This window comes from Hymenobacter jeongseonensis (assembly GCF_015694725.1).
Classification (GTDB): domain Bacteria; phylum Bacteroidota; class Bacteroidia; order Cytophagales; family Hymenobacteraceae; genus Hymenobacter; species Hymenobacter jeongseonensis.
The window spans coordinates 25,359-44,971 of the sequence record NZ_JADQDQ010000007.1 but is presented as its reverse complement, the minus strand read 5'-3'; the positions used below and the strand labels follow the sequence as shown (position 1 = coordinate 44,971).

The following is a 19,613-nucleotide window of genomic DNA, read 5'->3' as shown; positions in this document are numbered from 1 at the left end:
GAAAATCAAATAACTTCTCGCGCCAATTCAAACGGCTGCAGTTAACTTGAAATCCTTGTTAAGTGCGTGAGAGAGGAATGTTTGGCCTCAATAATAGCCGCTCCAGGCAGGTAGCGCAAGCTTCATGTAATGGTGTTTTCTGCACCAATAGAGTCAAGACTTTAATAAGGGCTGTGTCACGAAATTCACACGCTACCGCCACAGCTTACTGCTTGCTCAAGTACTCTGCCTGCGTCACTGGCAGTCCCCAAACCACCGCCACCGCCGTCACGTCGGGGTTGATGGTTACGTGTGTCATGGAAGTGGTAGGCGCGGCTCCGTGCCAGTGCTCCACGCCGGCTCGCGCCTTGACGACATCGCCTTTGCGGAGCACCCGCATCGGCTGCCCTTACTTCTGGTAATGGCCCGTGCCTTCAACTATTAGTAGGATTTGTCCGGCCGGATGTTGGTGCCAGTTGGAGTGGGCCCCAGGCGCAAACTGCACGCTGCCGACGCTGCACGGGTACTTGTCGTCCTGGCCCGTCAGCCCCTGCAACCACGCTTTACCAGTGAAATTGGCCGTCGGCCCCGGTTGGCCCTTCGCAAAAATGGGCCCCGGCCCGCTGGCCGCTGGCGACGGCGTTCGGGTTTGGCCATTACCCGCCAATACGGTCAGGATGGCAAGGATTGCCAGCGCCAAGGATGGGCGAATAAAGTGGTTACGCAGACAGGTCGCGGCGCCCGTAAACCGCAGTCGGAACCGCGCCAGTGGTTATCTGGTAAATATTAAACCCTCCCATCATTTCCCGGTCCATCATAAAAAATGCGTCCTTCGCCACCTACAAGGCACAGAGCAGCCCAATAGGAAGCCCAGTAGTATGCAAAGTTCTGTTGGCATAGCTTGGGCAAATAATGGGAATCAAACCAATCGATGTAAGATTCAAACAAACCGGCCGTGGTTGTTGCAGACATCGCGACCGGCAAGCGCCGGTCGCGCAGCCAAGCACTGGAAAGGTGATGGCTGGATAAAAGGGCGGTGGGAACTATGAAGGAACCGGCTAAGCTGGACCACCTCATTTTCTAGTACGATTGAGCAGTCTTAGGCAAATAGCCGTGCCCAATACGCCTCGCGAAAACCCTCACTGCCTTGTGCAGTGGGGGTTTTTATTGCCAGCATGCTAAATGCGGCTGGGGTGCCGGCAAATCTGCTCCGTCAGGTGTCCGGAATGGGGCGCTTTTTTTCATAGCTTACGGCCATTAAACGACGATTTGGCCGGGCGTTCTGACTTAGGATTTCGGCTTTTGCATTCATGAAACGCCATTTTGAAATCTTGGACGGCTTGCGGGGCACGGCCGCCCTGCTCGTAGTTGTCTTCCACCTGTTTGAAGCGGTATGGCCCGACTACACCGCCAATCCGCTCCGGCATGGCTACCTGGCGGTAGACTTTTTCTTCCTGCTTTCGGGCTTCGTGGTGGGGTACGCCTACGACGACCGGTGGCCTGCGCTCACGGTGCGCGAGTTTTTTCGCATCCGGCTGGTGCGCCTGCACCCGATGGTGCTGCTGGCCGTGGTAATCGGGGTACTCGGCCACTTATTCGACCCCTTTCTGGGCCCGGCCGACCGTGTAAGCGGGCTGCGCCTGTCGCTGATTGCCGGGCTGGGCGCGTTGCTGTTGCCCGCGCCGTCCTTGCCCAACCACTACGGCGAAACGCACTCGCTCAACGGGCCCTGCTGGTCGCTGCTACAGGAGTACGTGGCCAACGTTGCCTACGCGCTGGTGGGGCCGTGGCTTAGCCGCCGGGTGCTGCTGCTGGTAGTGAGCGGGTCTGCCGTGGCATTGGCGGCCACGGCCGTGGGGCATGGGCACTTGCAAGGCGGCTGGGGGTGGGACACGTTCTGGATGGCGCCCGTGCGGGTGGCCTTTCCCTTTTTCGCGGGCTTGTTGCTCTTTCGTTCGGAGTGGCGCCTGCGTGTGCCGGCGGCGTACGCGTTGCTGTCGGCAGTGCTGTTGCTGGTATTTGCGGCCCCGGCGTTTCAGCCTGCGGGGTACTACGAAGCGTTCTGCGTGCTGGTGGTGTTTCCGCTCGTTGTAGCGGCCGGCACTGGCAGCCCCGTTGGCGGGGCGTGGGTGGCGCTGTGCCGGTTCTCGGGCCGGATTTCCTACCCGCTCTACCTCGTGCATTACCCGTTTATCTACGTTTTCACGCACTGGGTCCAGGCCCGGCACCCGCCCATGACGCAGGTGCTGCCCGTGATGGTGGGCCTTACCGGGTTTTTTGTGGCGCTGGCTTGGGCGGCGCTACGCTTTTACGATGAACCCGTGCGGGCCTGGCTCAACGCCCGCCACCGGCTGGTGGCCGCCATTCGGCCCGAAAACGCGTAAGCAATTCGCGCACAGCGGCGGAAATGCGCTCCGTGCAAAAAGCCCCGACCACGCACGGAAGGGGCTTTTTTTGATGTGTCTGGGGTTTCCTCAGCTTCGCCAGCAGCTGGTGTTCGTATTCGCACTAGCAAGAAGCATGATGGCCGCCAGACTAGCAAGCGCTCTAGGGCATTATTTGCAGTATTCGCTATTTCATAATGCTAAACGGGCGTTTGGAATTTTATAAAGACGCCGTTTTCGTCAAGCTAAGTTTGTCGGAGCCTGACAATTTTCAAACACGTTCTTCCTAAACCGATGGTAGCTGCCGGTTTGGTCGTTTTGTGCCAAATACTAACCCAGTCTGTTGCCGTAAGCTCAGAATTATGCTTGGCGCCGCCGCCGAGCCGGCCGCTCGTTGGTTATTGCACCATGCTTCCCATTGCCTTTGCGCCCAACTACGCCCACCCGCTGCCGGATGGCCACCGCTTCCCGATGCTGAAATACGAGCTGCTGCCCGAGCAGCTGTTGCGGGAGGGCACGGCCACTGCGACGGATTTTTTTGTGGCCAAACCGCCCGCCGTGGCGGATGTGCTGCTGGTGCACGCCGCCGACTATTACGAGCGGCTGCGGCTGGGGCACCTCACGCGGCAGGAGGAGCGGGCCACTGGTTTCCCATGGTCGGCCGCGCTGTTTGAGCGCGAGGTTACCATTCTGGGCGGCACCATTGAGGCGGCCCGGCTGGCGCAAACGCACGGCGTGGCCTTCAACATTGCGGGGGGCACGCACCATGCGTTTCGGGCCCGGGGCGAAGGGTTTTGCCTGCTCAACGACCAAGCCGCGGCCGCCGCCTGGCTGCTGGCGCACGTGCCGACGGTGAAAAAAGTCTTGATTGTGGACCTCGACGTGCACCAGGGCAATGGCACGGCGTCCATTTTTCAGTCCGAGCCGCGGGTGTTCACCTTCTCTATGCACGGCGCCCGCAACTACCCGGCCCGCAAAGAAGCTTCCGACCTCGACCTGCCGCTGCCCGACGGCACCGACGATGACCACTACCTTCAGTTGCTGGGCCGCACCCTTCCGCGCCTGCTCGACGAGGTGCAGCCCGATTTCGTGTTCTACCTGGCCGGCGTCGATGTGCTGGCCACCGACAAGTTGGGCCACCTAGCCCTCACCCGCGACGGCTGCCGGCAGCGCGACGAACTGGTCTTGAACCTCTGCCACCGGCACCAACTGCCGGTGGTGGTGTGCATGGGCGGCGGTTATTCCGAGCGCATCGCCGACATCGTGGAAGCCCATGCCAACACCTACCGCGTGGCCGCCGGACTGTGGGGATGAAAGGGGATTTCAGCCCAATTAGTTGTGCAAAATCACCTGCCAGCGAAAGGCCCAGCGCCAGCGCAATGCATAGTTTACAATGCCCGCGCGCTGCAGCAAAGCGACCCAATCGGCCCGTCGAAAGGCCCGGGCAACGGACAGCGGCGCGTCGTGCTGCACCAGGTAAGAACCGCCGAGCAACCGCGTGAGCCACTTAATGCTGTGATAAGCCAACCAGTGCCGGTGCAGGTCGTTGATGACCACCGCCACTTGGGCTTGCTGTTGCCATTGCTGCAGCAGCGCCACCAATTCATCATCCGTGAAATGGTGGCAAAACAAGCTGCAGGTAAGGACGTCGTAGGGCTGCGCCTGAAATTCCGGTGCGAAAATGTCGAACTGCCGGTAAGTGATTTCGGGATAACCCAGGCTTTTGGCCATGGCGTAGTCAAGCATGAACTGGTTCGCGTCAATGCCGGTCAATTCTGCTGAAACGCGGTTTTTGCGGGCCCATTGCGCGATATGGCGCAGGGTGTCGCCGCCGCCGCTGCCCAGGTCGGCCAAGCGCAGGGGCCGGCCGCTGGGAAACCGCGGCTTCAGGCGCTTGAGCGCGTTGAGCACCGGCGCGTAGCCCCCCAGCCAGGTGTTGATGGTTTCCAGCTCGTCGAGGTTCTGGCGCAGGGCATCGGTAGCCAGCGTCAGGTCGTCCATCAACTCCGGGCCGGAAGCGCGTTTTTCAAACATTCGCAGGCGAGCCGTTATCAGTGAATGGAGAGCAGCCCGGCCTTATCCGCCGTTTCTTCCTGCTGGTGGGTTTTCGCGCGGGCTGGTTCGTCGCTCACGGCAATCTCCAGCAGCATGGCTTCCATGGTAAGCCCCGGCCCAAAGGCGAAGCTGAGAACGGGCGCGCCGCGGTCGGCCGGGGAGGCGTGGGCCAGCACCTCGCGCAGCACAAACAGTACCGTGGCCGACGACATATTGCCGTAGTCGCGCAGCACGCGGTAGGCGTGGCGGTTGTCCTCGCGGGTCAGGCCCAGCTCGGCTTCGATGGTTTCGAGAATCTTGCGGCCGCCGGGATGAATGGCGAAGTGCCGAATATCGGCCAGCTGCACGGGCAGGCTGTTCAGCAGCCCGTCGGTGAGGCTGCGGATGCCACGCTGAATCAGCTTCGGCACGTAGCTCGACAGTGTCATCTCAAACCCAAAGTCGTTGATGTGCCAGGCCATGTCGTCGTGCCCATCGGGCTCCAGGCCGCAGTGAAAGGCTTGCAGCGCCAGGCTGGGCGCGCCGTTGGGTAGCGGCGCGGCTTGCACGAGGCAGGCCGCCGCGCCGTCGCCAAACAGGGCATTGCTGATGAGGTGGTCTTCCTCGGGGCTTTTCTGGAAGTGCAGGGTGCACAGCTCCACGCTCACAATGAGCACGCGGGCGTGAGCATCGGCCAGGCAAAAGGCATCGGCCAGCTTCACGGCGTTCACGGCGGCGTAGCAGCCCATGAAATTCACGCAGGTGCGGCGCACGTCGGGCCGCAAGCCCAAGGCCTGCACCAGTTCAATGTCGAGGCCCGGCGCGTACATGCCCGTGCAGCTCACCGTGACGAGGTGGGTGATGCTGGCCGGCGCCACATCGGGCACTTGGCGCAGGCAGTCGCGCACTGCTTCGGTGGCCAGAGGCAGGGCCTCGCGGCGGTACACGGCCATGCGCTGGCCCACGCTCGGAAACGGCTCCAGCGTGGGCGTATTCGGGAAAAACGTGTAGTCGCCATTGGCCCGGCCGTAGTCGGGCAGCACCGAATAGCGGTGCTCAATGCCCGACACCCGGTACAGCGCCCGCAGCTTGCGCGCCTCGTTGTCGCCAAAAGCCAGGGCCTGGGCCATGAAATCAGCAATTTGCGGCTGGGCGATGCGGTGAACAGGGTTCGCAGTGCCGATGGCACCTAAATAACTCGGCATTGCGGAGTGAATTACGATTCTAAATTGAGCTGCTATTCGGATATCTCGGCCGATGAATGTACGGCTGCACCGCTCATCAGCACCCCGACGTACGGTATAACAAACGTTTTTGCGCTTTGCTTGGGCAAAATCAGAGGAATAAGATTCTGGCGTTACAGTAACCGCGGGTCAGTAGGCCTCTAATTGCAAGCGAAGCGCAGAGCCGCTCCGGGATAGCACCAGCCGTTTGCCGATGCCAAGCGGCTGTGCCGGGCCTGAGCGGTACACTTAAAACTCCTGGCCGTGGGTGCGGCGCATCAGCGCCTGCACGGCCCCCGGCCAGTGCCGCAAGCCTCCCACCACCAGCTCGCTCAGCACCGGCCCGCCAAAGAGCCGCTGCACCGCCCGGCCCACCCGCAGCCGCGCCGCAAACTGCGCGTGCCAGGCCCGGGAATAAGCCGTTTCCATCTCGGCCCGGGTGGTCTTAGTACTCAGAAAATCGTGTGCCGCCGCTGCGCCCAACGCCGCGCCGTGCAACGCCATGGCCATGCCATTGCCGCAGAGCGGCGTGATGAGACCGGCCGCATCGCCGCACATCAGCACGTGCTGTTCCACTGGCTGCTTGGGCGCAAACGAAATCTCGTTGATAACCTCGGGCTGCGGGTACAGCCGTTCGGCCGAGTCCAGAATTTCGCGCAGTCGGGGGTTCCGGGCCAGCACCTCGCGCTCCATGCCCGCGATGGTGCCGTGGCGCTTGAGGTTTTGGCGGGACGTGAGGTAGCAAAAGCACAGCTTGTCTTCCTCAATGGCCGAAATGCCCGCGTAGCCATCGGCAAAGTTGTGCAGCGCAATCAGGTCGCGCGGGAAGCCGGGCAGGCGCAGGTGGTACTTCACGCCGAGGTAGGGCGAGCGCTGGCTGAAGAAAGCGCGTTGCAGCTGTCGGTCGAGGTTGGCGCGCTTGCCGTAGGTGCCCAGCACCACGCGGGCCGTGAGCGTGCGGCCGTCGGCCAGCGCCACGCGGTGCAGGCCGACGGCGGCGTCGTAGGCTACGTCGGTCACCGTGTTTTTCAAGTGAAAGGTGACGCCCCGGGCCATGGCCAGTTGGTACAGAAAATCATCGAGCGCGTAGCGGCTCACGCCGAACCCGCCCAAGTCCAACCGGGCCGTGAGGCTCCGGCCGCCCGGCGAGGTCAGCAGGAACCGGCTGATGGCGGCCGGGGCCAGCGCGGCGGGGTCGGCGTGCAAGCGGCGCAGGTAGGGCAGCACTTCGTTGCTCACGTATTCGCCGCACACTTTGTGAAACGGGTACTGCTTGCGCTCCACCACCGCCACTCGGTGCCCACGGCCCGCCAAATCCAGGGCTGCTGCCAAGCCAGCCAAGCCGCCACCTATCAGTAAAATGTCCACTTATTTATTCAATAAAATCAGAACCATGGGAGGGAAGAAGCCGTAATTTATCTTGCTTTTGGTATATACTACTAGGCCTGATGCCTACGCTGTTGTACCTTTGCCAACTAAAATCAACGCCACTCGTTAAGCCCTAGCGTCCTGCGCTTGTTCGGGCCGCCGACTTATAATTACTATGATGCAACGCTTACTCTTATCTCTGTTATTAATTGGCTGCCTCAGCATTGGCTTTGGGCCGCTTCTGAACAGCCTGCCGGCTGCTTCGGCAGCCCCCGTTAGCCGTCCCGGCCAGCAAGGCAAGCCCGGCGACGAACGCACGCTGCTGGTCTATCCCAACCCTTCGACCGGCATTGTGCACCTGACCATCAATAACCTACAGGGCAAGAAAGTGGCCTTGAGCGTGCTCAACGTCATCGGAACGGTGATGTACCGCGAAACGCTGACCGAGATGAACGACCGGTATACCAAAATGCTCGACCTCAGCAAGTTTGCCAACGGTCTATACTACGTGCGGCTGGAGGCCGACAACACCAGCCAAATTTGCAAGCTGGTGATTCGCTAAGCGCGATTTGCAGCCCTAGTATGACGAATAAAAAAAGCAGCCCGAGGGCTGCTTTTTTTTATGAATATCAGCGGTGTGAATTACTTCACTCGAACCCGCACGGGGGCCAGCGTTTTCTTCGCGTTGGGGGTCGTATCAATGGCGAGAACGGCAGTAACTGCCAGAAGGCCGAGCATGAAGATTAACATAAGACTAGAGAAAAGACAGGTTAATAAAAAGCGGCTCATTTGCAAGAGCAGCAGCTTGTCTCTACAACCCCCGAAAGCAGGTCCGGGTTTCAATAACATTAGGGCATTCGCAGCAACTCGGCTACTACGCGCCGGGCGTCGGGACCCGCGCCGTACAGCAGCGCCGAGCGCCGGCTATCGAGCCAGTTGAGCCCCAAAAAAGCCACGCCGGGCACCTCGGTGATGCCGCGGTAATGCCGGGGGCTGCCATCGTCTTCCAAAATGGGTAGCTCAACCCACCCATAGTCCGGCCGGTAGCCGGTAGCCCACACCACCGCTTCGAGCGGTTCCGACGTCGCGCGTCGCCCTCGGATGGCCCCTGAGGGCAGCGCCTCTTCGGCCCGCCCAATAAACCGGACGTTTGCAAAGCGCCGCAGCTTTGCCAAATCGCCACTCACCACCGGCTCGGGGCTGTGGTACATCTTTCGCCCCAACATCGTGTGCCGCGAAACGCCCAGCAGACCGGTAATGGCCAAAAAAGTCCACATCAACCGATTATTGGGCATGGCCGGTGTCTTGTCATCAAATGCCACATACACCGGCCGGCCTGTTGCGGCTACATCGGCGGCAATTTGCAGGGCCGAATTGCCGCTGCCGACCACGGCCACGGGGCCCGTGCCGGGCAGCTGGACCGGGCGCTGGTAGTCACGGCTGGGGAGTTGCCAAACGCCTGCGGGCAGCTGCGGGGCCCACGCGGGCACTTTGGGGGTGGTGTAGGGGCCGGTGGCGATGATTACCCGCCGGGCGGCGTAGGTGGGGCCCGCCGCCGTTTCCACTACGTAGCCGTCCGGTCCAGGCGCCAGGCGGACGACCCGGCGGTTGGGTTCGAGGGGAAAGCCAAAGTGGGCAGCGTACTGGCGCAGGTAGGCGGTGGTTTCGTCGCGGGACGGGTAGTGCGCGGCGGGGCCGGGCCACGGCAGGCCCGGCAAGCCACTCACCCCGGCCGGTGAAAACAAGCGCAGCGAATCGTAGCGGGTGGCCCAGGCAGCCCCGGCCATGGGCGCAGCGTCCAGCACCCGAAAATCGACCTGGCGCTGCTGCAAATAATACGCGGCGGCCAGTCCGGCCTGGCCTGCCCCGATAACCACGGTGTCGGTGTGAATGAGCGGCGGCGCAGGCGCGGAAGTACCGGGCGAAACCATGCGCTACGGGAGCTCCGGAAATTCGGCCCGCAGGTCGGCCATGACTTGCTCGGTGGTGGCGCGCACTTGGGCTACTTGTTGGGCCGCAACGAAGGGGACAGGGGGATTGGCGCCGTAGTCTTCGATTTCACGAATGACGTGCCGCAGGCTCTCAACGCCCAAGCCATCGAGGGAGCTTTTGAGGTGGTGGGCCGCGTCGCCTACCTCCTCCCAGTTGCCGCGCGTCAGGGCCTCGTCGAGTGCGGTCAGAATGGCGGGCGTGGTTTCGATAAAGGCCCAGGCCAGGCGGCGAACGATGGCCTCGTCCTGGCGCACGAGCTGGCGCACATTGCTCAGGTCGTATAAGGGATTTGCAGAAGTCATGGTGGGGGTAGTGTTGTAGACGGGTAGAGGTTCGGCTAAGAGCTGCTGGCTGGCCAGCACGGTGTGCATGGTTTCAAGCAGCTGCTCTTCGCGGTAAGGTTTGGCAAGATAGCCGGCAAAACCGCTTGCTTGGAGCCGTTCGGCTTCGCCGGCCTGGGCCCGGGCCGTGAGGGCAATAATGGGTGTGGCTGCCCGAACGGGGTCGGGGTGCTCGCGCAGGAAGCGGGCGGCCGTCTCGCCATCCATGCCGGGCATCTGAATGTCCATGAGCACCAAGTCGAACGGGCGGTGCTCGAACAGTTGAATGGCCGCCGGGCCGCTGGCGGCGGTGGTCACCTGCCAGCCCCAGTTGCGCAGCACTGTTTCGGCCAGTAGGCTGTTCACCAAATTGTCTTCAACCAGCAAGATGCGCCCGCCCGCCAACGGAACAGCCGCGTCGCGCTCGCTTTTGGTGCGGGCCCCCGCAGTGGCCGCCACCGGCGGAAAACCCAGCGTGAAGGCGAACGTGCTGCCCTGGCCTACTTCGCTGCTCACTTGCAGCACACCTCCCATCAGCCGCACCAGGCCCTCCGAAATGCTCAGGCCTAGGCCCGTGCCGCCGTATTCGCGGTCGGTGCTGGCGGCGGCCTGCGCAAACGGCTCAAATACTTTTTCGAGGGTTGCGGAAGACATGCCCACGCCCGTGTCGCTCACTGTGAATTGCAGCCACACCGTGCCCGCGGGTTCGGTGCTGCTGCGCGGCGGCGTCACGGCCCGGCAACGCAGCAGCACCTGGCCGGTTTCGGTGAACTTGATGGCGTTGCTGACCAGGTTGAGCAGCACCTGGCGCAGGCGGTGGGCATCGCCGAGTACCTGGGGTAATTTCGTGGGCTTTGTCACGCGCAGGCGCAGGCCTTTCTCGCGCGCTCGGGGCCGCAGCAGCGCGGCGCATCCTGAGAGCAGCTCTTCGGGGTTGAAGGGGGTGGTTTCGGGGTGCAGCTTGCCGGCGCCGAGGCGAGCGGTGGTCAGCACGTCGTTGAGCACCATGAGCAAGTGGTCGGCCGACTCGGCCAGCAACCGCAGGTAGTCGTGCTGGCTGCGGCTGAGCGTGGTTTTGGCCAGTACGCCGGTCAGGCCCAAGATGCCGTGCAGCGGCGTGCGGATTTCGTGGCTCATGTTGGCCAGAAAGTCCTGCTTGGCTTGCGCATCCACTTCGGCCGCCGCAATCGCGGCTTCCAGGGCCAGCTGCGTGTGCTTGAGCTCGGTGATGTTGCTGTCGACGCCCAGTACCTGAGTGGTGCCGTCGGTGCGCGCAAATAACCGTTTAACGCTGCTAAACCACGACACCTGGCCGTTGGGGTAAGTGTAGGATTCTTCCAGCGTTAAATCCTGGCCCGTGCTCAACACCAGTTGGTCTTGCGCCTGGTAGCGTTCGGTTTCGCGGGTGGTGGTGGCTGGGGCGCCGTTACGCACCAGTTCCTCGGGGGTCATGCCGTAGAGGGCGGCCATGGCCGTGTTGGCCAGTAGGTAGTTGCTGTGGCCGTCTTTTAGGTAAACGGGGTGCGGGAGGGCGTCGATAACCTGCCGAAACAGGCGGTGCTGCTCGGCCGTGTGCGCCGCGGCCATCTGGTTGCCCTCGTCTGAAGCGCGCCGTTCGGTAATGTCTTCGGCCACGCCGATGATGCTGGTGACCCGGCCATCGGCCGTGCGGGCAAACGGGGCGTGGGTGCTGCGCAGCCATCGCAACTCGCCGTTGCGGTGATGTACGGCAAATTCTATGGTCAGCGTTTGGCCATCGGGTAGCTGGGCCACGGCCGCGAAATGCTTACGCACCTGTTTCACGGTGTCGTTAGGCATTACTTCTGAGAGCAGTTTCCCATTGGGAAACGCCAGCAACTCCTCGCTGGTGTAGCCCATTACCTGTTCAATGCGCCGGTTCGAATAGGTGTTGCGCTCTTGCTCGAGGTCGTAAATAAAAATGAGGTTGGGCACCAAATCAACTACCTGCCGCAGCAGATGACGGTTTTGGCGCAGTTCTTCCAGCGCGGCGCGGTGGCGGGTCACGTCCTCGGCACTGCCCAGCATTTCTACCAGTTGCCCGGTGGGGCCAGTGGCCCCGGCCCGGAGGCGGATGCGCAGCCACCGCCAGCTCCCATCGCGGTGATGCAGGCGGCAATCCCAGCTCAGGCCCTGGCCTTCGGCCAACAGGGCCGGCAGGTTGCGCTGCTGAATCTGGGCCAGGGAATCGGGGTGGAGCAGGTGTCGGCCCAGCTCATCGCCCAAGTTCAGGAGTTCCTGGCTGCTGTAGCCCAGCACCGTTTGGCAATGTTGATTGCAGTGCAGCAGCCGGTGCCGCTGCAAATCGTAACTGAACAGAATGAGGGGCACTTTGTCGGCTAGGACCTGCGCAAATAGGGGCGCCTCATTGGCCAGGGCCGCCGGCTGGGCAAGGGTAGCGTCGCGGGACGCCCGCTCGGCCACCCGGCGCACGGCTGGGGCCGCTGCCCGACGGCCGACACGGGGAGAACGAGAATAGCGCAGCATGGGGCAAGCGTGTCGGTGGTAGGTAGCGAAAGGCAAATAAACACCGCAGCAGTCGCTCTATCCTACGTGCAGCTCTTGTTGTTGAATCATTCGGTAAATGGTGGACTTGCCGATGCGGAGGCGGGCCGCCGCGGCCAGCACGTCGCCGCTCACCTCGTCCAGGCATTTTTGCACAATGGCCGTGGTCTGGTCCCGCAGCGAGCGTTGGGAGTTGGGGGTTTCCAGCCCCTTGCCCGACCGCAGGGGCAAGTCTTCGGCCTGAATTTGTTCGCCATCGGCCAGCACGGCGGCCAGTTCTACCACGGCTTTCAACTCGCGCACGTTGCCGGGAAAGGGATGTTGCTGTAGCCGTACGCGGGCGCATTCCGTGAACTGGCGGGGCGGCAGGTTGTTGAGAATGCAGAAATCGCGCACAAACGCGTCGGCCAGCAGCAGCACGTCGTTGCCGCGCTGGCGCAGGGGCGGCAATTGCACCGGCAAGCCCAGCAAGCGGTAGTACAAGTCTTCGCGGAAGCGGCCCGCGTGCACTTCGGCCAGCAGGTCGCGGTGCGTGGCCACCACCAGGCGCACGTCGAACGCTACGGCTTGGTTGCCACCCACGCGGGTTACTTCCCGCTCTTGCAGCACCCGCAGCAGCTTAGCTTGCAGGCTCAGGTCGAGGTCGGCAATTTCGTCCAGAAACAGGGTGCCGCCGTTGGCTTCTTCCAGCCGGCCCACCCGGCGGGTCACCGCCCCCGTAAAGGCGCCCTTCTCGTGCCCGAACAACTCGCTCTCCACAAGCTCGCGCGGAATGGCGGCCATGTTCACGGCCACAAACGGCTTGCCGGCTTGGCTCGACTGGAAGTGAATGGCTTTGGCCACCAGCTCCTTGCCCGTGCCGGTTTCGCCGCTTACGCTCACGGTGATGGTGGTGCGGGCCGCTTTGGCAATGAGCGTGTGCACCAACTGCACCGTGGGGTGCTCGCCCAAAATGGCCTGCCCCGGCCCAAACCGGGCCCCAATTTGCTGCCGCAGCTGGGTGTTTTCGCGGCGCAAGCTCACCTGCTGCTCCACTTTGCCCACAATGTTCCAGAGGCGGTCAAGGGTGTTCTCGTCCTTCACCAGGTAGTCGTAGGCCCCTTGGCGGAGCATGCTCACGGCCGTGCTCACGTCTTCCTGGCCCGAAATGACGATGACCTCCGTGCCGGGCAGCCGCTCCCGAATCTGGCGCAACACTTGTTCGCCCTTGGCATCGGGCAGGGAATAGTCCAGCGTAATCAAATCGGGGAGTTCGCCCAGTTGTTCGAGGCAGGCGCGGGCAGTCAAAAACCGGTGCACGCTGTGGTTGGGGTTCTGGCCCAGGCGGTGGGCCAGCAACTCGCCGTACCACTGGTTGTCCTCGACAACGAAAATCTTAAACGGTAGAATGGCTGTCATAATCGAAGAACTCAAGTACCGCGCCTGCTCAATTATATAGCAGACATATAAAAGAGGAATAAGGTTATATAATCTATTTATAATTCGTGTCTATTTCTATTGGAAATATCATATTGCAAAAATAGGCTTCAAATAATGTATTTTATTTAAAAGCATTGACAAATAGGGTACATACGACAGTAGAAGGAAGGCGGATTTATGCCTTTTTACATATAATATTCTCGATTTAGGAATAAAATCCCATAATGGGAACACTCGGCGTTATTCTTGAAATTGTATTTGGTTGATTACTAACAGAAGAAGGAAAAAAAGGCTGTGTGGCTGCGGAATTGCAAGGGTGAGCGTGGCGCTGTGCCAAACGCTCAATTTTATTTTTTGCCATGTCCATTTTTACTCATCTCCGCATCTCGCCTATTCAGCTCCGGCTTTGGTTGATGACCGTACTGTTTATTTTATCGGGTGCCTTGGCCGCTACTGCCGCCAACGGAGACGCCATCTACTCCAACGACAACCGCTACTACACCGCCGATACCTACCGGCCGAAGTATAATTTCCTCAACATCCTCACGGCAGAAGCGGGTATTCAGCATCCTGAGCGGGCCGCTGATGCGAACCTGACCAACTTCGCAACCATCCATAACGATATAGAAGTTGTAAGCACCATGAAGCTGCAGCTGAGTTTGAACGCCAACACTGCGGGCGGACAAGCCGGTGACCGGGCCGGCGTATTGGTGGGCAACTTTCCCACTGATTTGAATTTGGTCAACCTGTTCGGCGTCAGCGCAATCACGCTTCGCACCTACAAAGCCGGTACATTGAAGCAGACGGTGCCGGTATCCGCCGCCGTGATTCGGGCCTTGTTGCTCGACGTTGACCGGCCCACTCAGCTGGAATTTGTTGCGGAGCAAGCTTTCGACCGCATCGACATTGAAGTAAGCGGCATTGCGGCGGTTTCCTACAAGCTGAAGATTTACTACGCCTACGCCGTGCCCTCGTTGGTGCAGCAGCCGGCCCTCGGCCTGATATCGCAGTTCGCCGGCCAGAGCGCCGCGGACCTGGCGCCTTATTACGGGGCGGGCACCGGGGGCGTAGGCATTGTGAGTGTATGCGGCTTTAATGGAATCGAGGACCCCGAGCATGCGGTGGATAAGGACCTGAGCAATTATGCCACCTTCAACAATCTGGCGACGGTGAGCTGTCCTTCTGCTCTCACCGTGGCCTTGGAGGGTTCTCAGCCCGCCCCGGCGGGCTACTATGCCGGCTTTGTGATTGGCAGCGGCAGCGACGGCCTGCTTGACGCAAGTGTATTGTCGGGCTTGCGCGTTACCACTTACCTCAACGGCGTGAAGCAGGAATCGCAGACGGGCATTGGCGTGCTGGAGCTGCGCTTGTTGCCCGATGGCAAAACCCAGGTCAGCTTTCCCTCGACCCTGGCCTTTGACGAAGTGAAAATTGAGCGCGTGGGCCTCCTCACGGTCCTGGACGACCTGGAAATCTATTACGGCTTTGGCGTGGAGCCCAAAGCGTTTGAGGCCGAAACCGAAGTATTGTCAGATTTTGACTCCGATGAGGCCGAAGAGCACGCTACCGTAACGCAATCAGGAGGAGTTTTAGGACTAGGAGTTTGCCTCGGCTGTAGCGTTTCGAACCCCGAAGGCGCTGCCGACAACGACCCTGCTACCAATGCGGTAATCAATGTGGGGGTTGGCGTGGCCAACGTGGTGGAGCTAAAACTCGACCTCAACGCCGACGGTACCAACACGGGAGAGGCCGGTAATCGGGCCGGTGTGGTACTCGACGCCGGCATCAACCTGCTCGACTTGTCGGTGCTTGAGCGCATCACCATCACCACGTATTCCGGCAACCAAGTGCTGGAAAGCGCTTCGGGTAGCTCTTTGCTTTCGGTAACGCTGCTGCCCGATGGCCGCCAGGAGCTTTCTTTCCTCACCACCCAGGACTTTTCGGCCGTGTCCATCACCGTGGGCGGCTTGGCTACGGTTCTCCAAAACATCACCGTTGCCTACGCCTTTGCCGATGACCGGGCCGGCGGCCTTCCCATGATTGTGGGGCCGCTGCCCGTAGAGCTCACCGCCTTCACCGGCCGCTGGGCCAATGGCGGCACCGACCTCAACTGGGCCACCGCTTCGGAAAAAAACAGCAGCCACTTCGTGGTGGAGCGGTCCACGGGCCGCGATGCCGCCTTCCAGGCCATTGGCCAAGTGCAATCGGCGGGCAACAGCAGCCGCAACCAAACCTACAAGCTGCGCGACACGGAGGCCGGCGCGCAGGGCGTGGCCATGCTGTATTACCGCTTGCGGCAAGTTGATGTCGACGGCCAGCAGGCGTATTCGCCGGTGGTATCGGTGGCCATGGGGAAACTCCGCGCCGCCGCGCCGCAACTCTCGGTGTATCCCAATCCGGCCACCGATGCGAAAGCCGTAATGGTACAATGCACCGACCTGCCGGCCACCGGTGGTACCGTGCAGACATATTCACAATTGGGCCAGCTGGTCAGCCAACAGCCGGTGACCGAAGCCGCCGCCCGGCTGGCATTGCCCGCCCTGGCCCCCGGCCTGTACCACGTGGTGCTGCTCGATGCCGCCGGGCAGCGCGTGGCTACCCAGCGCCTGGTAGTGGGCGCCCGCTAACCAATACCTGTTCTTCTGCATAAAAAAGCCCCGCTGGCATTGCCAGCGGGGCTTTTTGCGTCGCGCTAGGTGTGTTCTCTTCTTTACGGGCTGGGGCGTTCGGAAGCACCTCAAAAACAGGGTTTATACAGAGTGCAGAATTTGAGGTGACAAGAGGGAGGAACTACCGAAATTATCCATTGAACACGGGTAAAACGTGTAAAATTTGGGCACTAACTCACTCCTATACTAATATTTAATATAGAAGACGCTGTTGTGTATAATTGTTTAATATGTTGATGTTTAGACTAAATATGTGCGATGCTTTGGTTGTTGAAATATGACAAAAACATGCGGAGCCTGGTTGGGGGAGATGGGGAGCTACTGTTGACCTTATCGTAATATTTGCGCAGCGGCCAAGCAATGCCTGCGCAGGAATTTTGCGGTTGCTGTTCACCCATTCCCATTTCCAGTCATTCTATGAAAATTTCTTTTATCCGAATGAGCAGCATCGCGCTGCTTGCGGCTTTGGCCACCGCATGTTCAAAGGAAGCGCTGATGCCTGCCCCGCCAACCGCCGTCGTAGTGACCCAAGATTCCACCCGCGACAGTCACCTCGCCATGGGTAACCCCAGCGGCGCCACCACCGTCGCTACCAACTACACCAACTACCTCCTTTCCAAAACGCAGTACGCTGCTTCTTATCACCGCGACAAGGGCAAGGCCAACTGGGTGAGCTGGCACCTGAGCAGCGCTTGGTTGGGCAGCACGCCCCGCCAAGACAATTTTGCCGGCGATGCCACCCTGCCCACGGGCTGGTTCCGGGCCACGAGCAGCAGCTACACCGGCTCGGGCTTCGACCGTGGCCACAACTGCCCCAGCGCCGACCGCACCGGCTCCGTAGCCGACAACTCGGCCACCTTCCTTATGACGAACATGATGCCACAATCGGCCAATAATAACCAACGCACCTGGGCCGGTTTGGAGACGTACTGCCGCACCCTGGTTGACCAAGGCAACGAACTCTACATCATCTGCGGCAGCTACGGCAGCGGCGGTACGGGTGTGAACGGCTACGCCACCACCATTGCCGGCGGCAAAATCACGGTGCCCAGCAACTGCTGGAAAGTGGTGGTGGTGTTGCCCGAAGGCTCTTCCGACGCCAGCCGGGTGACCACCGCCACCCGCGTCATCGCCATCAACACCCCCAATAACCAAACCCTGGCCACCACCTGGGGCAGCTACCGCACCTCGGTAGACGCCATCGAGTCGGCCACGGGCTACAACATCCTCTCGGCTGTGAACAGCACGGTGCAAGCCACCATCGAGTCGCGCGTCGACAGCGGCCCGACCAACTAACGCTGCAAATCCACAAAAAAGCCCGTGGTACTCAGGCGAGTACCACGGGCTTTTTTGTGTCCGGAAGCAAGCGGTGCTTTTATCTCGGTATAAAGAGTCAAAGTTACGGCTTTCCGCAAATGCAGTGCAAGCGCAAAATTTTGTTAGAAAAAGATTTACAGCATTATACCGACTGAAAATCTCGGCTATCTCCTTCGATTCGCACAAAATGGAGCACGAAAATAAAGTTGAAAAAAAGGCTCAATAAAAACTTAACATTACCTGGAATTTGCCCGGCGAAATGATTCCGTAATTTTGCATCGTGCTTCAACCCAATCACCAATTGATGAAGTGCGGGACGCTCAACAGTGCCCCGCAGCGAGACCGGAAGGTCTTGGCCCTTGCCGGTTTTGCCGATTTTCAGTTCGTTTTTTCTGGTTGTTGCCCCGCTGCCGTTTCGTGATTCGAAACGGTTTTTTTATGTCCAATCTGTTCAGTTGCCTTAGCTAGTCTCCACTCTTTTAGCACCCACAAAAGAAGCCCAGTTCATCCTCGGACAGCCCGACATCCGCGGGTGCGTGCCCTTCCTGATTAACTGCGGCAACGTAATTTAAGAGAATCAAACGCTGGTTCGCCAGCCGAACATCACCCGCACCCGACTCCGGTTTGGTGCGGGTGATAATTCGTTTTTGTCACTGAAGAAAAAGCTATGAAACTCGGCGCCATTACGTTACAAAATTCCGTTTGCCTGGCCACCGCTCCCTGGGAGCTGGACGGCCCCGGCTACGAGCAGTTGGGCGCGATTTTTACCAAAACCGTGACCATGGAGCCCCGCGCCGGCCTGCCCGGCGACGAAGGCATCCTGCAAGTGGCCGACCAAACTCTGCTCAACCGCACCGACCTCCGCACCGAAGGGGCCGAGTTGCTGGTTCAGGAGCACCTGCCGCGTCTGCGCCGTTTCGGCGTGCCGGTATTCGTGAGCATCACCGCGCCGGGCGTGCCCGGTTTTCGCAAGATTGCGCGCTACCTGCAGCGCGAGGCCGGCAACCAGCTGGCCGGCGTGGAAGTGTACATCACGGTGCCGCACGGCGGCGCGGGGGCCGAGGTAACGGCCCGCTACGTGCGGGAAGCCACCGAAGCCGTGCGCAACGAATTGCGCGACGACGCGGCCGTTATTGTGAAGCTGCCGCCGTGGCCCGACCACATTCGGGGCCTGGCCTTGGGCGCGCAGGAAGGCGGTGCAACGGCCCTGGCCGCCACCAATACCTTGAAAGTGCTGCACCTGCCGGCCAACCCCAACGATGCACCGCTGGTGGGCGGCCTCTCCGGCGAGGCGTTGCGGCCGCTGGCTCTGCGCTGCGTGTGGGAGCTGGCCAACGACGAAAAATTGCAGCTTCCCATTTTCGGAACGGGCGGCATCTTTACACTGCGCGACGTGGAAGACTACCTGCGGGTGGGCGCCCAGGCCGTGCAGGTGGCCAGCGGCGAATGGCTGTCGCCGGGCCTCTCGGCGCGGTTGGCGTCCGAAGTCGCTCATACCAACTCGGTAACTCGCTAATCGGACTCGTTCTTCTTTTTCATCCCCAATTCCCACCACCTTCCGATGCAAAAGCTCCTCAACCGCGTTCAAACTGCCAATTCTCTGCTGTGCGTGGGCCTGGACCCCACGGGCGACGATGCCACGGTGGCCCGGCGGCTGCGCGAAGTAGTAGCCGAAACCGCCGCGTATGCCGCTGCTTTCAAACCCAATCTGGCGTTCTTTCTGAGTCGTGAAAACGGAGTGGCCCTGCTCCAACAAACAGTGCAAAGCATTCCGGCCGACATCCCCGTGATTTTGGATGGCAAATTCGGCGACATCGCCAACACCGCCGAGCAGTACGCCCGCTTCGCCTACGACATTGTGGGCGCCGATGGCGTGACCGTGAACCCCTACATGGGCGACGACACCATCCGGCCCTTCGCGCGGCCCGGCAAGGTGGTTTTCTCGCTGGCCAAAACGTCCAACAAGCCCATTCACGGCCTCCAGGATGCGGCCATGACCCGTGGCGGCTCCATCAGCGACTGGGCCGCCCGCCTGGCCAAGCTCATGGATGAGGAGCTGACCGAGTCAACCGTTGGTCTGGTCGTGGGCGCTTCGGAGCCCGAAACGGTGGCCAAACTCCGCGCCTCGTGCCCGGAACAGTGGTTCTTGGTGCCGGGCATCGGCGCGCAAGGCGGCGACTTGTCCTCCACGTTGCGGGCAGGCTTACGGGCCGATGGCAGCGGCCTGCTGATAAACTCCTCGCGGGGCATCTGGCAGGCAGCCGATGCCGGTGCCGCCGCTCGCGAATTAATGGAGCAAATCAACCAATTCCGGACCGTAAAAAACCCTGCTCACGCCTAACTTAAAAAGCCGCATTTACTGCGGCTTTTTGCATAGAAATTTTC

At 60.9% G+C, this 19,613-nt stretch carries 14 protein-coding genes; 7 read left to right on the top strand and 7 right to left on the bottom strand.

What is annotated here, in order from left to right:
• Positions 1 to 388 precede the first annotated feature (388 nt).
• Positions 389 to 679: a cupin domain-containing protein gene (locus tag I2I05_RS14540; protein ID WP_196283005.1), complete on the bottom strand. Its 291-nt coding sequence runs from the start codon at positions 677 to 679 to the stop codon at positions 389 to 391.
• Between the two features lie 610 nt (positions 680 to 1,289).
• On the opposite strand from I2I05_RS14540, the gene I2I05_RS14535 reads away from it, so the two are divergent.
• Positions 1,290 to 2,363 (top strand): acyltransferase family protein, encoded by a 1,074-nt coding sequence (locus tag I2I05_RS14535; RefSeq protein ID WP_196283004.1) that lies wholly within the window; start codon positions 1,290 to 1,292, stop codon positions 2,361 to 2,363.
• A 408-nt stretch (positions 2,364 to 2,771) separates the two neighbouring features.
• Positions 2,772 to 3,677: a histone deacetylase family protein gene (locus I2I05_RS14530; RefSeq protein WP_196283003.1), complete on the top strand. Its 906-nt coding sequence runs from the start codon at positions 2,772 to 2,774 to the stop codon at positions 3,675 to 3,677.
• 18 nt (positions 3,678 to 3,695) lie between these two features.
• Here I2I05_RS14530 and I2I05_RS14525 read toward each other — a convergent pair whose 3' ends face one another.
• The 3 genes from I2I05_RS14525 to I2I05_RS14515 form a co-directional block, all read right to left on the bottom strand.
• Positions 3,696 to 4,397 carry a methyltransferase domain-containing protein gene (locus I2I05_RS14525; RefSeq protein ID WP_196283002.1) on the bottom strand — a complete coding sequence of 234 codons (702 nt, stop codon included), beginning with the start codon at positions 4,395 to 4,397 and terminating at the stop codon, positions 3,696 to 3,698.
• 17 nt (positions 4,398 to 4,414) lie between these two features.
• Positions 4,415 to 5,602, bottom strand: coding sequence for a type III polyketide synthase (locus tag I2I05_RS14520; protein ID WP_196283001.1), 1,188 nt, complete (start codon positions 5,600 to 5,602; stop codon positions 4,415 to 4,417).
• Between the two features lie 267 nt (positions 5,603 to 5,869).
• Positions 5,870 to 6,988 carry an NAD(P)/FAD-dependent oxidoreductase gene (locus tag I2I05_RS14515; protein ID WP_196283000.1) on the bottom strand — a complete coding sequence of 373 codons (1,119 nt, stop codon included), beginning with the start codon at positions 6,986 to 6,988 and terminating at the stop codon, positions 5,870 to 5,872.
• 175 nt (positions 6,989 to 7,163) lie between these two features.
• On the opposite strand from I2I05_RS14515, the gene I2I05_RS14510 reads away from it, so the two are divergent.
• Positions 7,164 to 7,550 carry a T9SS type A sorting domain-containing protein gene (locus I2I05_RS14510; protein WP_196282999.1) on the top strand — a complete coding sequence of 129 codons (387 nt, stop codon included), beginning with the start codon at positions 7,164 to 7,166 and terminating at the stop codon, positions 7,548 to 7,550.
• A 286-nt stretch (positions 7,551 to 7,836) separates the two neighbouring features.
• Here the strand turns inward: I2I05_RS14510 and I2I05_RS14505 are convergent, their stop codons facing one another.
• The 3 genes from I2I05_RS14505 to I2I05_RS14495 are packed head-to-tail and all read right to left on the bottom strand — an operon-like array spanning position 7,837 to position 13,221.
• The gene (locus tag I2I05_RS14505) at positions 7,837 to 8,919 is read right to left on the bottom strand and encodes a flavin-containing monooxygenase (RefSeq protein ID WP_196282998.1); all 1,083 of its coding nucleotides are present in this window, start codon (positions 8,917 to 8,919) and stop codon (positions 7,837 to 7,839) included.
• Between the two features lie 3 nt (positions 8,920 to 8,922).
• Positions 8,923 to 11,805, bottom strand: coding sequence for a PAS domain-containing hybrid sensor histidine kinase/response regulator (locus tag I2I05_RS14500; protein ID WP_196282997.1), 2,883 nt, complete (start codon positions 11,803 to 11,805; stop codon positions 8,923 to 8,925).
• 57 nt (positions 11,806 to 11,862) lie between these two features.
• Complete coding sequence (locus tag I2I05_RS14495) at positions 11,863 to 13,221, bottom strand: sigma-54-dependent transcriptional regulator (RefSeq protein WP_196282996.1); 1,359 nt, start codon at positions 13,219 to 13,221, stop codon at positions 11,863 to 11,865.
• Positions 13,222 to 13,601: 380 nt separating this feature from the next.
• On the opposite strand from I2I05_RS14495, the gene I2I05_RS14490 reads away from it, so the two are divergent.
• The 4 genes from I2I05_RS14490 (at position 13,602) to pyrF (ending at position 19,569) form a co-directional block, all read left to right on the top strand.
• Positions 13,602 to 15,869: a T9SS type A sorting domain-containing protein gene (locus I2I05_RS14490; RefSeq protein WP_196282995.1), complete on the top strand. Its 2,268-nt coding sequence runs from the start codon at positions 13,602 to 13,604 to the stop codon at positions 15,867 to 15,869.
• A 459-nt stretch (positions 15,870 to 16,328) separates the two neighbouring features.
• Positions 16,329 to 17,207: a DNA/RNA non-specific endonuclease gene (locus I2I05_RS14485; RefSeq protein WP_196282994.1), complete on the top strand. Its 879-nt coding sequence runs from the start codon at positions 16,329 to 16,331 to the stop codon at positions 17,205 to 17,207.
• A gap of 688 nt (positions 17,208 to 17,895) precedes the next feature.
• Positions 17,896 to 18,744, top strand: coding sequence for a dihydroorotate dehydrogenase (locus I2I05_RS14480; RefSeq protein WP_196282993.1), 849 nt, complete (start codon positions 17,896 to 17,898; stop codon positions 18,742 to 18,744).
• A gap of 45 nt (positions 18,745 to 18,789) precedes the next feature.
• On the top strand, positions 18,790 to 19,569 hold the full coding sequence (gene pyrF / locus I2I05_RS14475) for an orotidine-5'-phosphate decarboxylase (protein ID WP_196282992.1): 780 nt from the start codon (positions 18,790 to 18,792) through the stop codon (positions 19,567 to 19,569).
• Positions 19,570 to 19,613 lie beyond the last annotated feature (44 nt).